The sequence below is a fragment of the Paenibacillus sp. FSL H7-0943 genome (assembly GCF_037963265.1).
In the GTDB taxonomy this organism is placed as follows: Bacteria; Bacillota; Bacilli; order Paenibacillales; family Paenibacillaceae; genus Paenibacillus_AQ; species Paenibacillus_AQ odorifer.
The window spans coordinates 6,210,945-6,224,055 of record NZ_CP150148.1 but is presented as its reverse complement, the minus strand read 5'-3'; the positions used below and the strand labels follow the sequence as shown (position 1 = coordinate 6,224,055).

General features: G+C 42.4%; 16 protein-coding genes. 14 read left to right on the top strand and 2 right to left on the bottom strand.

All coding sequences use genetic code 11. The features are described from left to right. The first annotated feature begins 27 nt into the window (after positions 1 to 27). From rplQ to NSQ55_RS27235, 10 genes are all read left to right on the top strand, one after another. Positions 28 to 393 carry a 50S ribosomal protein L17 gene (rplQ, locus tag NSQ55_RS27280; RefSeq protein ID WP_019908254.1) on the top strand — a complete coding sequence of 122 codons (366 nt, stop codon included), beginning with the start codon at positions 28 to 30 and terminating at the stop codon, positions 391 to 393. A gap of 317 nt (positions 394 to 710) precedes the next feature. Then, entirely contained in the window at positions 711 to 1,493 is a 783-nt protein-coding gene (gene truA, locus NSQ55_RS27275) for a tRNA pseudouridine(38-40) synthase TruA (RefSeq protein WP_036680587.1), read from the top strand. Between the two features lie 229 nt (positions 1,494 to 1,722). Then, complete coding sequence (gene rplM, locus NSQ55_RS27270; protein WP_036680589.1) at positions 1,723 to 2,160, top strand: 50S ribosomal protein L13; 438 nt, start codon at positions 1,723 to 1,725, stop codon at positions 2,158 to 2,160. 20 nt (positions 2,161 to 2,180) lie between these two features. Continuing rightward, on the top strand, positions 2,181 to 2,573 hold the full coding sequence (rpsI, locus tag NSQ55_RS27265; RefSeq protein ID WP_025706574.1) for a 30S ribosomal protein S9: 393 nt from the start codon (positions 2,181 to 2,183) through the stop codon (positions 2,571 to 2,573). A gap of 197 nt (positions 2,574 to 2,770) precedes the next feature. Continuing rightward, entirely contained in the window at positions 2,771 to 3,340 is a 570-nt protein-coding gene (locus tag NSQ55_RS27260; protein WP_076194820.1) for a matrixin family metalloprotease, read from the top strand. 12 nt (positions 3,341 to 3,352) lie between these two features. After that, positions 3,353 to 3,991: a hypothetical protein gene (locus NSQ55_RS27255; RefSeq protein ID WP_339169958.1), complete on the top strand. Its 639-nt coding sequence runs from the start codon at positions 3,353 to 3,355 to the stop codon at positions 3,989 to 3,991. Positions 3,992 to 4,219: 228 nt separating this feature from the next. Further along, a complete protein-coding gene (locus NSQ55_RS27250; protein ID WP_036680616.1) occupies positions 4,220 to 4,912 on the top strand; it encodes a phosphoadenylyl-sulfate reductase in 693 nt (230 codons plus the stop codon). 37 nt (positions 4,913 to 4,949) lie between these two features. Further along, on the top strand, positions 4,950 to 6,119 hold the full coding sequence (gene sat / locus NSQ55_RS27245) for a sulfate adenylyltransferase (RefSeq protein ID WP_076305238.1): 1,170 nt from the start codon (positions 4,950 to 4,952) through the stop codon (positions 6,117 to 6,119). Positions 6,120 to 6,197: 78 nt separating this feature from the next. Continuing rightward, positions 6,198 to 6,938, top strand: coding sequence for an N-acetylmuramoyl-L-alanine amidase CwlD (gene cwlD / locus NSQ55_RS27240; protein WP_038573445.1), 741 nt, complete (start codon positions 6,198 to 6,200; stop codon positions 6,936 to 6,938). Between the two features lie 90 nt (positions 6,939 to 7,028). Beyond that, positions 7,029 to 8,138, top strand: coding sequence for an Mrp/NBP35 family ATP-binding protein (locus tag NSQ55_RS27235; RefSeq protein ID WP_076130012.1), 1,110 nt, complete (start codon positions 7,029 to 7,031; stop codon positions 8,136 to 8,138). 59 nt (positions 8,139 to 8,197) lie between these two features. On the opposite strand, the gene gerD is transcribed toward NSQ55_RS27235, so the two are convergent. Further along, positions 8,198 to 8,884 carry a spore germination lipoprotein GerD gene (gene gerD, locus NSQ55_RS27230; protein ID WP_036680627.1) on the bottom strand — a complete coding sequence of 229 codons (687 nt, stop codon included), beginning with the start codon at positions 8,882 to 8,884 and terminating at the stop codon, positions 8,198 to 8,200. 131 nt (positions 8,885 to 9,015) lie between these two features. Here gerD and NSQ55_RS27225 point away from each other — a divergent pair, with 131 nt between their 5' ends. Together NSQ55_RS27225 and NSQ55_RS27220 are read left to right on the top strand one after the other, a co-directional pair. Continuing rightward, complete coding sequence (locus NSQ55_RS27225) at positions 9,016 to 9,606, top strand: KinB-signaling pathway activation protein (protein WP_038574906.1); 591 nt, start codon at positions 9,016 to 9,018, stop codon at positions 9,604 to 9,606. A gap of 306 nt (positions 9,607 to 9,912) precedes the next feature. After that, entirely contained in the window at positions 9,913 to 10,734 is an 822-nt protein-coding gene (locus NSQ55_RS27220) for a PPK2 family polyphosphate kinase (RefSeq protein ID WP_052097348.1), read from the top strand. Positions 10,735 to 10,784: 50 nt separating this feature from the next. On the opposite strand, the gene pdaB is transcribed toward NSQ55_RS27220, so the two are convergent. Then, on the bottom strand, positions 10,785 to 11,588 hold the full coding sequence (pdaB, locus tag NSQ55_RS27215) for a polysaccharide deacetylase family sporulation protein PdaB (RefSeq protein ID WP_339169953.1): 804 nt from the start codon (positions 11,586 to 11,588) through the stop codon (positions 10,785 to 10,787). Between the two features lie 108 nt (positions 11,589 to 11,696). On the opposite strand from pdaB, the gene NSQ55_RS27210 reads away from it, so the two are divergent. Further along, a complete protein-coding gene (locus NSQ55_RS27210) occupies positions 11,697 to 12,308 on the top strand; it encodes a stage II sporulation protein M (protein WP_339169951.1) in 612 nt (203 codons plus the stop codon). 253 nt (positions 12,309 to 12,561) lie between these two features. Then, a complete protein-coding gene (locus NSQ55_RS27205; RefSeq protein ID WP_036680631.1) occupies positions 12,562 to 12,792 on the top strand; it encodes a hypothetical protein in 231 nt (76 codons plus the stop codon). Positions 12,793 to 13,111: the final 319 nt, after the last annotated feature.

The following is a 13,111-nucleotide window of genomic DNA, read 5'->3' as shown; positions in this document are numbered from 1 at the left end:
TTGCTTTAGTAAAGGAGGGAAAACACAATGGCATACCAAAAATTGGGCCGTGATTCCAGTGCGCGTAAAGCGTTATTTCGCGACATGGTAACGGATCTGTTTTTATACGAGCGCATCCAAACAACGGAAGCTAAAGCGAAAGAAGTTCGTTCTATCGCTGAAAAGCTGATCACTAAAGCTAAAAAAGGTGATCTTCATGCTCGTCGTCAAGTAGCTGCATTTGTTCGCCGCGAGACTGTTGATGGTGAACAAGATGCAATTCAAAAATTGTTCTCTGACATTGCTCCTCGTTACACTGAGCGTCCAGGTGGATACACTCGTATCCTTAAACTAGGACCTCGTCGTGGCGACGCTGCGCCTATGGTTTATCTTGAATTGGTAGACCGCGCGTAGTATCACAAGTATTGATTTCCGATGCTTCCCTTTCATCCAGCCCTCTTTGGAGTAAAGATGGGGGAAATATCAGCGTTATTGTGCTGCAGAGGCGCAAGACTCTGCTGTACTAATAACCGTGGGAATCACCTTGGTTCAATTGAAGGAGCTCCCGCAGGGGCTCTTTTTTTTGAAATTAAGGATCCTATAGGACTTGTAGTTCTATATATGAAAAATGGATGCCGTCCTTCTAGGGACGGCGAAGCCATTTCTTCAAATAGAAGATCAGACAGTGCTTCGATCGACGTTCTGCTGACCGGTTTAAAAAGGAGAACGGAATGCGTAATCTATTGATGAAGGTCAATTATGACGGAACGAATTATGATGGCTTTCAGACCCAGCCTCAGGGCAATACGATTCAGGATCGGCTGGAGCAAGCCATACTCCATCTGACAGGTGAGAAGCTTAAGATTACTGCTTCAGGCCGCACAGATGCCGGAGTACATGCCTATGGCCAGCCTTTTAACTTTACAACCTCCTCTCGAATCCCAACTGAACGTTGGTGTCTAGCGCTTAATGCCCGGCTGCCACAAGACATCGTGGTTACAGAGGCTAGGGAAGTTCCGCTAACGTTTCACTCTCGTAGAGGGGCTAAGCGTAAAACTTACCGATACACGATCAATGGCAACAGGTTTCCAGATCCGTTTCAGCGGCGCTGGCAGCTTCACCATCCAGTGAAGTTGGATATTCCTGCGATGCAGCAAGGCTTAACGCAAATTATAGGGACACATGACTTCACTTCGTTTGCATCACGACGGTCTACGAAGACTTCTCATGTACGAACGATCTTTGAAGCTCATATGGAAGTAGACCGCAGTATGTGCCGACCCTCTTCATCAGATCAAGGAGTTATCCATACTTATATAACGGGTAGTGGATTTCTTCAGCACATGGTTCGCATTATTATGGGGACTTTGATCCATGTGGGGGAAGGTAAAATACCTGCTGATAAGGTTGCTGAAATATTGGCAGCATGTGATCGATCACATGCTGGTCCAACAGCTGTGGCCATGGGGTTAGCTTTGTGGAGTGTTGAATATGACGAGATTGAAAGTGAATAGTTTTTTCTATAAATTTCTTCCTGATTAATAGGCTAAATGTTTAAAAATCACTTGCACTTGTTATGTTTATACTGTAATATAAAAGTTGTGTTTTCTTGATGGCTATCCCACAGCCCCGATCGAGAAAATGCCAAAAAAATGCTTTGCTTAACTCACATAATCGTAATTCAATGAGAAACAAGATATACGAAACAGAAGATTTTCGTACGAGAACAAGGAGGAAACATTCATGCGTACCACCTATATGGCGAAGCCGAACGAAGTTGAACGCAATTGGCACATTATTGATGCCGAAGGCAAAACACTCGGTCGTTTGGCCAGCGAAGCCGCTGCTTTGATCCGTGGCAAACACAAACCGCAATTCACTCCACACGTTGATACAGGAGATTTCGTTATCGTAATCAACGCTGAGAAAATTCACTTGACCGGTAAGAAATTGCAAAACAAAAAATACTACCGTCACTCGATGCACCCAGGTGGTTTGAAAGTTACTAATGCTGAAACTCTGCTGAATACTAAACCAGAACGCGTAATTGAATTCGCGGTTCATGGTATGATTCCTAAGACTCGTCAAGGGGACCACATGAAGCTGAGATTGAAAGTATATGCAGGCGCCGAGCATCCACATGCAGCACAAAAACCTGAAGTTTACGAACTTCGCGGATAAGAATAGAGGAGGACAGTTTCATGGCACAAGTACAATACTATGGGACAGGTCGTCGTAAACATTCGGTAGCACGTGTTCGCCTTGTACCGGGTGAAGGACGCATTGTCATTAACAAACGTGAGATGGACGAATATTTCGGTGTGGAAACACTGAAAATGATCGTAAAACAACCTTTGAACCTGACTGAAACACTGGGCAACTACGATGTAATCGTTCTTGCACATGGTGGCGGCATTTCCGGTCAAGCTGGAGCAATTCGTCACGGTATCTCCCGTGCATTGCTTAAAGTTGACCCTGAATATCGCGGTGCATTGAAGAAAGCCGGCTTCCTGACTCGTGACCCACGTATGAAGGAACGTAAGAAATACGGCTTGAAGGCTGCACGTCGTGCGCCTCAGTTCTCGAAACGTTAATATCTACAGAATTCAACCCTTGGCCATATGGCCAAGGGTTTTATTTTTTTATATCAGAACAGAATTATATTTAGAACTGTGTTCCAAAAAAACCTATTTCTTTCGAGAATAGGTTTTTTTATTAATATTTTTTTATTTAATCATAGAAACTTTTTCCAATTATAGGCGTTTAAGGTTATAAAGGAGGAGTTGAATTTATGGAAATTGAGAGTTCTTTGAGTAAGAGGAAATTTATTTTGTCCTCAATCGTTCTAATGGTTGTTGCTTCGATTTTTATCTCACAGGTAGATGCTTATGTACTTCGCGGAAACAGAGTGGATAGACCTAACCAAGTTAAATATTGGCTTGATGCCTCTATATCATCAATTGGCTACAATGCCGCTGCCATACATGGAAGTACAGCGTGGAATGGTCTTACTGCTGGTAGACTGTCTATTAACGTTACTTCAACAACTTCAGCCTCTGCTGCTGACGTAAAGTGGTACGCTTCGTCAGAAACAAATGATCTTGGACAATTTTATGCGCAAACCTCTACTTCAGGTACACTAACCTCTACATCAATCGTTAGAATTAACACGGTAAGATTCAAGACAGTAGATGGAAATAGACAAAAAGAAACCACTGCTCATGAAATGGGACATGTACTAGGCTTAACTCATGAAGATACAGTTCCGTCCATTATGCTTTCTGGACCAGCTTGGTTATATGGAACTTACCCAGTACAAGATGATAAAGATGGTATAGCGCATATTTACCAATTTGATTAAGGGGGTCAATATATGAAAAAACAAAATAAGTTTCTTTCAATAGGTGTGTTGGCTTTCGTATTGGTTGTCGGTGCTGCAGGATTCATTAACAATAACAAAGCTGTAAAGGGAGATAATTTTCCTGCATTTATCAGTTCTGAAGCAAAAGTTATTGGTTATCGTGATTTTAATGAGCTAGACAACACGGCTGAATTGATACTGAAAGGCACAAAAGCTAAAGTCATAAATACATTTATCGATAAAAATGAATTTGATGAAACGATTGATTATCATACGCAATCTGCAATAAAGATTAATCAGATTTTCAAATCTGATAATCAAGATATTGTAGAGGGCTCTGAAGTTACAGTGCAAGAAAATGGAGCTATCGAAACAACAGAAGATGGAACATTTATCTATGGAATTGAAGGTTATCAGTTAATGAATGAAAATGAAGAGTATTTATTATTCTTAGATAAAAGTTTAACCGATCCTAATGTTTATTTTGTTAAAGGAGTTTACTACGGTAAAATTCCTTTGAGTGAACCAAAAGTGAATAAGATATTGGAACAGTCTGAGGAAGAGTCTTCTCAAGATTTAGAAATCTATGGTGAGTATCCTGAAGCGTTAAATACTATATTTAAAGAAGCCTTAGAAAAATACGGGAGATAAAAAAGCACATAAGAAACCTTTAACCTTTATGGTTAAGGGTTTTTGTTGTTTAGCCCCTTTCCACAAGAAATGGGCTTTTTTTGCATCTATTTACTAATTCTAACGGTTGAAACGCATTGACTTCCTCAGTAAAAGTTATATACTATTTCATATAGAATTAGTTGGTTTTATTACTTCTTTTACCTCATTTATTCATACGATTAATATTTTGGATGGAGGAATACCTTAATGAACCTGCTCGAGAAAGAAGATTTAATCAAAGTTAAGGCCGAAGAATTAGAAACTGCTTCACCCGAGGAAATTATCCGCTGGGCTGTAGAAACATTTCCTAACATTACTTTTGCCTGCAGCTTTGGTGCCGAAGATGTAGTGCTAGTTGATATGCTTCACAAAGTTAGTCCGTCTACAGACGTCTTTTATCTCGATACAGATTATCATTTTAAGGAAACCTATGAGACCCGAGATTTGATGGCAGATAAATACGGGCTGGAGTTCGTACGAGTGTCTCCACAAATCACTCCGCAGGAGCAAGCACTTCAACACGGTGATGCGTTATGGACAGTAGATCCTAACCAATGCTGTGGGATTCGTAAAGTAGAGCCGCTGACTCGTATCCTATCTCAATATGAAGCTTGGATTACAGGCATTCGTCGTGACCAAGCGCCTACCCGTGCTAATGCCAAAAAGGTTGAGTATGATTATAAATTTGGTTTGGTTAAGTTTAATCCAATTGCGGATTGGACAACCGAAGATGTATGGAACTATATTCGTGAAAATGATGTAATTTATAACCCTCTACATGACCGTAACTATCCAAGTATCGGCTGTGAGCAATGTACACGTCAGGTTATGCCTGGTGAAGATCCGCGTGCTGGACGTTGGGCTGGATCAGAGAAGACTGAGTGCGGATTACACAAGTAGGACCTATCCCCGTGAGAACACAGAAGGAGAGACGATAATGACTTCAATACGTCCGCATGGCGGAACATTAGTTAACCGTGTAGTAGAGGGTACAGAAAGAGAAGAATTACTGCAGCTTGCACGTGATTATAAGGCGATTGCCGTGAACACCTGGACTTTATCTGATTTGGATTTAATTGCGGTAGGTGCATTTTCTCCACTGACTGGATTTTTGAATGAACAAGATTATCACTCCGTAGTCAAAAACATGCGTTTAGCAGATGGCACAGTGTGGAGCATTCCAATAACACTTGCTGTAGAAGAGGATGTGGCCTCTGGTTTAGCTATTGGAGACAAGGTATCTCTAATCGGTGAAGAGGATGGCGAGATCTACGGTTTATTGGATATTGAGAGTATTTATACGGTTGATCAAAACCTTGAAGCGCAAAATGTATTCAAAACAACAGACCCTGAACATCCAGGAGTAAGTAAGCTGTTGGCCCGCCCGGCTATCTATGTAGGAGGACCAATTACAGTGCTGAATAGACCACAGCCAGAAAAGTTCGGAGAATTTTATTTTGACCCTTCAGCTACACGTAAGATATTTGCAGACAAGAGCTGGAGAACAGTTGTAGGCTTCCAGACGCGTAACCCAGTTCATCGTGCACATGAATATATTCAAAAATGCGCTATGGAGGTTGTAGACGCTCTGTTCTTAAACCCGCTAGTGGGTGAGACGAAGTCTGATGATGTACCGGCAAATGTACGAATGAAGAGCTACCTGGCGCTTTTGGAGAATTATTATCCTGAGGATCGTACCTTTCTAGGTGTTTTCCCGGCGGCCATGCGTTATGCTGGTCCGAGAGAAGCGATTTTTCATGCTATGGTTCGCAAAAATTACGGCTGCACCCATTTTATTGTCGGACGTGACCATGCGGGCGTAGGTGATTACTACGGAACTTATGAAGCGCAAGAAATTTTTGCGAATTTCACCGCTGAGGAACTTGATATTACTCCATTATTTTTTGAACACAGCTTCTTCTGTAAAAAATGCGGAAATATGGCTTCCAGTAAAACCTGCCCACATCCTGGCGACGATCATATGACTTTGTCGGGTACAAAGGTACGGGCTTTGCTTCGGGAGGGTCAATGTCCGCCTCCTGAATTTACGCGACCTGAGGTTGCGCAGATTCTAATTGAAGGCATGACTCAAGAAGTAACAGCTTAATCATCGTTAGCTAGTACTATTTGGCCTTCTTGTCCCATATAGATGAGTATTATCTATCGGGACGAGGGGGTCTTTGTTATGTCTGGCCGAAAACACAGTAAAGTCTCGGTCTGGATCTCATGGAGCAGTATCAAAAAATGTATGCTGGGCGCGACACTGCTGGCTATAATGATCGGCATTATAGCGTATGACATGCCTACTGCCAAAACGTTAAATTATTGGAGTCTGCCTTTGTCTGGTAAAGTGATCGCTATCGACGCTGGACATGGGGGAGCAGATGGAGGGGCAGTTAGCCGGGAAGGGCTAATTGAGAAAGACATTAATCTTGCGGTCTCTCTTTATTTACGTGATTACCTGCAACAGGCAGGGGCTATTGTTGTAATGACCCGTGAAGGGGATTATGATTTGGCTCAGGAGGGCACTAAGGGCTATTCTAAGCGCAAGACTGAAGATCTTAAGCAAAGAGTAAGAAGTATTGAAGAGAAGGGCGCAGATCTTTTTATAAGCGTTCACATGAACAGTGTGCCTTCGAACCGATGGAGCGGGGCGCAGACCTTTTACTATCCCAATCACAAGGATAATAAAGCTATCGCAGAGTTTGTACAGAGTGAGCTGAAGACTACACTGGAGAATACTGATCGTGTAGCTAAGACTGTAAATACTGTTTATCTACTAAAAGCATTAAAAATACCTGCGATCCTTGTAGAGGTCGGTTTTTTGTCGCACCCTCAGGAATCAGTTCTACTCGGAGATGATGTTTATCAACGCAAGGTAGCGACTAGCATATATCGTGGCATTCTTCGTTATGCTTCCGAGTAGCCGGGACTACTCATCAGGAGATGGGTAATGCTATAATAGACAAAAACTCCGGAAGAATTCTCCTCCGGAAAGGAAACAGAGGTGCTTTCCATGCTGACTAGGGAACATATCCAGGAAATACTGCAGTCAATAACAGACCCGGAAACCGGAAAAAGCCTTGTGGAACTACAGCTGATCCGTGACATTATGATTAAAGAAGATCGTATATCTTTATCAATCGTATGTCTGGATCCTGAAGAGCAAAGTCGCATGGATCTAGAACAACGGGTTCGTGAGTTGCTTGAAGCGGGTGGAGTCACTAATGTGCATATCCGGCTGCGTGATGCAACCGATTATGAACGTGCTCTGCTTCGCGGAGAGAGTGCCGGGGAAGAGCCGTTGGTTGATGAACCGGGGAAACTTAAGGGACATGCAGCTGGCCTTGACGATCATGAATTAATCAATGAGAACTCTGGTGTTAACTTTATCGCCATTGCCAGTGGTAAAGGCGGTGTTGGAAAGTCTACAGTTACTGTGAATTTGGCAGTAGCTTTGGCTAGAAAAGGTAAAAAGGTTGGATTGATTGATGCGGACATTTATGGGTTTAGCATCCCTGATATGATGGGAATCGAAGAGGGACCCGTTGTAGAAGAGGGAATCATTATTCCTGTGGAACGTTTCGGAGTGAAGGTCATGTCTATGGGCTTCTTTATCCGTGAGAATAGTCCGGTAATTTGGCGGGGACCTATGCTTGGCAAAATGCTGCGCCAATTCTTCGGTGATGTGGGCTGGGGAGAACTTGATTATATGCTGCTTGATCTTCCTCCAGGTACAGGTGATGTGGCGCTTGACGTACATCAGATGCTTCCTCACAGCAAAGAGATTATTGTTACTACCCCTCATGCTACCGCAGCGTTTGTGGCGGCTAGAGCGGGCTCTATGGCTCTGCAGACAGAACATGAGATTATTGGGGTCATTGAGAACATGGCTTATTATGAGTGTAAAGACTGCGGTAAAAAAGATTATATTTTTGGCAGAGGCGGAGGCGCTCGGCTTGCGGAGACACTCCATACCGAGCTGCTTGCACAAGTTCCATTGGGCGCACCGGACAACCATATTTCTGAACCGGATTTCTCACCTTCCGTATACAAGGAAGACACAGCTACTGCGTTGTTGTTTGCTGATATCGCCGATAAGCTGATTGCGAAATATGAGCACTAATTATTGTGCATAAAAAGAGGCCGTCCCACTTTGTTAGGTGGGATAAGGCCTCTTTTTGGTTATGTGCTTGAATCATCGCCGCTACCGCTGCCACTTTCACCACCGCTGCCGCTGCCTTCCTGTTTATCGCCGCTTTCGCCGCCCTTTTTCTGTTCCTTCGGTTCGAGCTCGTCCTGAACGACCTTTTTAAGTAAATTCAATACCTCCATCCGGAATAATGGAGTCTGCATAGATTCCTGGATGGTCTTCATGGATTGCTTTCGGTAGTCAGGTGTTTTGGTGAGATTAAGAAACATGGTCATCATTTCTGGAGACTTCATGATTTCCTCGACGGATTTTTGATAGGTGGGATCTTTAATTAGTTGCAGGTGCAATTCTTTGCTTTGTGATTGAATGGCTTTAGCAAAATCGCCTGCAAACTTGGGATCAGTCATAATTTTTTCGATTTCCTTTTGATATTCCGGTGCAGTGAGGGTATCTTTAACAGCGGTTTTTATATCCTCTGTTGTTTGAAGTGGCATCATTTTCATACTCATTCCGCTGGTGCCTCCAGAACTGGAATTTGATAATGATTCCTCAACTGCTTTTTTTCCATCTTCACTTTTTAATATATCAATAACCATGGTCTTCATTTCTTTATAACTGCCCTGACCAGAAGAAGAACTGCTCTGCTCACTTCCGCAAGCCGTTAAGGCCATAACAAAGCTTAAAGCCAAACCCACAGATCCGATAAATCTCCATTTCATTGGCGCTGCCCTCCTTTATTAGGATTCTCCAGTTGTATTATGCCGCATTAACACACATTTATGTTGCTGATGTAATGGTGTTTTGTCGGTATCCTTGGTAAAATAAATCTGACATAGGGGAGGTGAAGTGGCTGAGTATAAAAAAATGGTTTTATTTATTTTGGACAACCCTTCTAATAGGAGCGGGCGGAGCAGTAATCGCAGGTCTGGCACTGCAATTCGTGAACGGTCGAATTGATTTCAAAAGTGTCGCTGATTTCTTTTTATACCCGCTGATACTATTCGGCTACGGTATGCTTGTCAGTGTTTATGCGCAACTTGGTTTTTTTGCTTATCTAATTTTAAATTACATGGGCAATGGTGTTTTCCCGCCAAAAATTTGGAAATACATACAACTGGTGCTTTCTGTGCTCGCATTGCTTGAACTGATTTTTTTGCGTACCGTCGTTGGCGGGGAAAGAAGTGTCTTGTCTGATCTAATATTAGGAATCTTTATTTTGTTAGCTGCCATTATTGTGTCTTATTTCAAAGTGAAAAGTACAAACATCTCAGCTTGGATTCCAACCCTCTTTTTTATGACAGCTATTTCAATTGTGGAAATTATCGGCGTGCTCCGTATAGGTGTTGATAGTGCGACAGTGTTTATTGTTGTTCCGCTCATCGCCTGTAATGCATTCCAAATTTTGATGCTTCACCGTATTCTCAAGCCGGCAGCCGGATAAAGGCTGGGGCGAATTCAGCAAATCATGAACCCCGTGCTCTGGCCTTCAGAAAACGGGGTTTTTTGCTCTAGAATGTATCCTAACGATTAAAATCCGCTGGAGGAGGTTAATCTTAAAGAACAATAGAGCGGATTCTTTGTGTGTAGTAACGCTCACAAAACTAAGTAGATGCTTCCTAAGTGAGTTTTGTACGAAGTTTTTCAATGATGCACATGCTTCACAAAACTAAGCGTATGCTTCCGAAGCAGTTTTGTACGAAGTAATACAAGCGTAGCAACGCTCACAAAACTTTTAGGAGGGGAATATATGGACATCAAGCGCTATATGATAAAAGACACAAATGAAATCCAGCTTAACAAGCTGGACCCGGACGATACAGGTAACTTTAAATCAAAAAAAGAAGCAGAAGCCAAAACAGAGCAGTTAAAGGAACGGTTGGCAGAGCTTCAAGATATTCTTTTTGCACAGAAAAAGCACTCACTGCTCGTAATTCTGCAAGGGATGGATTCCAGCGGTAAGGATGGAACGGTTAAACATATTTTTTCAGGGATTAATCCACAAGGCTTTATAGTGACCAGCTTCAAGAAACCTTCTCTGGAGGAAGAAGCTCACGATTTCTTATGGAGAGTGCATCAAAAGACACCCCCTAAAGGCTACATCTCTGCATTTAACCGCTCACACTATGAAGATGTATTGGTACCGCGGGTACATGGGGGCTTGAAAAAGGATGATTTGAAGCGCCGCTTTCGTTACATACGGCAGTTTGAGGAGATGCTGGTGGAAGAGGGAACGACAATTATCAAGCTTTTTCTGCATATTTCAAAAGAAAAGCAGCTTAAGAAAATAAAAGAACGGCTTGAAGATCCCAAAAAACACTGGAAATTTGACGCAAGTGATCTACAGGAGCGGGAGTTTTGGGATGATTACCAAGAGGCATATGTAGATGTTTTTAAGGAGTCAAGTATTGATAAAGCACCCTGGTACTGGATACCAGCCAATCATCAATGGTACCGCAACTATTTGGCCTTATCCATCGTTGTAAAGACACTGGAGAGTCTGGATCTGAGCTATCCGAAACTGAATACCCCCACACCCGACATATCGGAGCTCATTTCCCCGCGTCATTAATATTTGGATAAGACCAACATCTATTGCGGTACCTAAGATTGGGAGGAACGTTACAGCCCGGCAGCATCCTGTAAGGCGCTATTTAGTGAGGCCGAGTCGCGAACCTCTTTACCCTCTGCATTGCTTTGGCTGATCAGCTCAGAGACGGTAACGAATTCATAACCTTGTCTGCGGAGCTCATCGATAATTTGCGGAAGAGCTTCGTGAGTTTGTTTGCAGGAATCGCTGGCATGTAGTAGAACGATATCACCAGGATGTGCTTTAGTCGTTACACGCTTCACGATATTGTCTACACCTATGTTCTTCCAGTCTAGAGAGTCTGTGTCCCACTGAATGACTTTGTAACCAAGATCATTGGCCACTTGCAGAACTCTTTTGTCAAAATCACCATTAGGCATACGAATTAAGTTTGGTTCTTTACCGGTTAATTCTGTAAGCACAGTGTGAGCCGTTGTGATCTGAGTGCGAATCTCTTCGTTACTTAGAGTGCTGTAATTGACGTGTTTATGGCCATGGCTGCCAATTTCGAATCCTGCGTTTTTAATGCTTGTTACAATATCCGGGTGAGTCTTACTCCATGGTGACGATAGGAAGAAGGTGGCTTTGTCCACTTTCTTGTCTTCAAGTACCTTCAAAATTGGTTCGGGTCTCTTTTCTCCCCAGCTAATATCGAAGGTTAGGGCAATCAGCTTCTTCTCTGTTGGCACACTGTAAATGGCAGAAGGTCCAGCCTCAGAAAAAACGGTGATATTACCCCTCTCGACATAGACAACTCCAGCAGCAAGAAGCACAGCGGCGAAGATATAGATGAACCTTTTGATCTTTTTGCCGCTGAATACATAAAAAGAATTCATTAATGACAGCGCTCCTCTCCCATGCGAAATGCTTGTTTGTTCTAAATGTATGCTCGTACCGCACGGTTATGACCTAAGAAACAGAGATCACAATTTCAGGAGGTATTTATGTTGTCGTTCTTCACGTTTGTTAAAGATATTAAATCGATCCGCAAGGCTTTGCTGCTATCCTGTCTGCTCTTCGTAATAGGAGCGGTTGTTGGCTGGGTAGCGACAAGTAGTCTGGAAAAGCTATTGGTTCAGCAATTGGAAGGGCTTAGTGAGATCAGTGGGAACTTAAGAGACACCGCTAATCCGCAATGGAACTTCTTTGTATTTATATTTCTGAATAACGCCATCAAGGGCGTGGTTATTATTTTCCTGGGAGCGTTGTTCGGCATATTGCCAGCTATATTCTTATTTATAAACGGAGCGGTAATTGGCTACTTGATACATTTATCCGCACTGCAAGGACAGGATTTGTTCGATTTAATCGTAAAAGGATTGCTGCCACACGGGATTATAGAGATTCCGGCAATCATTATCGCGTGTGCCTTTGGGCTGCACTTTGGCGGAAAAGTGATTTCAAGTCTATTTCAATCTACAGATAGAAAAGAGGAGAGAAGCGCAGACTGGTCTGCTTTCATGCGTCAAACACTTACGGCTTCCATATGGACTGTAATCCTGTTATTTGTTGCAGCCATTATTGAAAGTACAATTACTTTTTCACTTTTATCATAAAACTTCCGGGAATAGAGCATAACATTAAGGGCGTTCATCCAAGGATTGCCTAAAGGTAAGGAGTATATAATCTAGACGAAACCATAAAGGGAATTTTTAATAATTATGGTTATAAAAAGAGGACTCCGGTTAATCTAGTGTAAGAGGATCTTAAGGCAGCTTTCTCCATGAGATGTACTTACTGATTATGCAAAAAAGGTTTTGGGGGTTTAGAGAAGGTGTTAATTGCAACTTCATGAAGGAGGCCAAGCATATGTTGGGAATGTTGTTTAACGAAAAGGAATGCAAGGAACTGGATTATGTTTTGAGAAAAGAACTAGATGAGATGCTGTTAGATTTGAGTGATCAGCGCTTGGACCAAAATATCAGGCACGCCATCGCTAATAGATATAAGACTGTATTCCGGATGTATGCTCGCTTCGCTCCTCAGAAAGAGCTTTCCAAGTATGCATGGGGTGGGCGTTCTTCTCAGTATAAACACTGAAGATATACGAGAATTGCTACAGTTTTATAAAGTTTTCAGATTATTTAATAAAATAGCTTGACTAAAAAGGAGTGCTCATGATAAATTATATCTCGCGCTCCTTTTGCTTGTGTAAAAGGGAAGCGGAAGGCAAGAAAAATTGAAAAAAAGATTTTTCAAAAAAAAGACTTGCCAAACAGCTTAACACTGTGATATATTATAAAGGTCGCCGCTGATAAACAACGACGACGAAATGAGAGACATTGATCTTTGAAAACTGAACAACGAGTGAGTGGGAAATCACGCAAGTGAAATCCAAATTAGAGAATTAATTTTCTCG

Bases quoted from the DNA above. Each gene is read 5' to 3' on its own strand.
- NSQ55_RS27205 (WP_036680631.1), top strand. From the start codon at position 12,562: ATGTTGGGAATGTTGTTTAACGAAAAGGAATGCAAGGAACTGGATTAT.
- pdaB (WP_339169953.1), bottom strand. From the start codon at position 11,588: ATGAATTCTTTTTATGTATTCAGCGGCAAAAAGATCAAAAGGTTCATC.
- gerD (WP_036680627.1), bottom strand. From the start codon at position 8,884: ATGAAATGGAGATTTATCGGATCTGTGGGTTTGGCTTTAAGCTTTGTT.
- NSQ55_RS27255 (WP_339169958.1), top strand. From the start codon at position 3,353: ATGAAAAAACAAAATAAGTTTCTTTCAATAGGTGTGTTGGCTTTCGTA.
- cwlD (WP_038573445.1), top strand. From the start codon at position 6,198: ATGTCTGGCCGAAAACACAGTAAAGTCTCGGTCTGGATCTCATGGAGC.
- NSQ55_RS27250 (WP_036680616.1), top strand. From the start codon at position 4,220: ATGAACCTGCTCGAGAAAGAAGATTTAATCAAAGTTAAGGCCGAAGAA.
- truA (WP_036680587.1), top strand. From the start codon at position 711: ATGCGTAATCTATTGATGAAGGTCAATTATGACGGAACGAATTATGAT.
- rpsI (WP_025706574.1), top strand. From the start codon at position 2,181: ATGGCACAAGTACAATACTATGGGACAGGTCGTCGTAAACATTCGGTA.
- rplQ (WP_019908254.1), top strand. From the start codon at position 28: ATGGCATACCAAAAATTGGGCCGTGATTCCAGTGCGCGTAAAGCGTTA.
- NSQ55_RS27210 (WP_339169951.1), top strand. From the start codon at position 11,697: ATGTTGTCGTTCTTCACGTTTGTTAAAGATATTAAATCGATCCGCAAG.
- NSQ55_RS27260 (WP_076194820.1), top strand. From the start codon at position 2,771: ATGGAAATTGAGAGTTCTTTGAGTAAGAGGAAATTTATTTTGTCCTCA.
- NSQ55_RS27235 (WP_076130012.1), top strand. From the start codon at position 7,029: ATGCTGACTAGGGAACATATCCAGGAAATACTGCAGTCAATAACAGAC.
- sat (WP_076305238.1), top strand. From the start codon at position 4,950: ATGACTTCAATACGTCCGCATGGCGGAACATTAGTTAACCGTGTAGTA.
- NSQ55_RS27220 (WP_052097348.1), top strand. From the start codon at position 9,913: ATGGACATCAAGCGCTATATGATAAAAGACACAAATGAAATCCAGCTT.
- rplM (WP_036680589.1), top strand. From the start codon at position 1,723: ATGCGTACCACCTATATGGCGAAGCCGAACGAAGTTGAACGCAATTGG.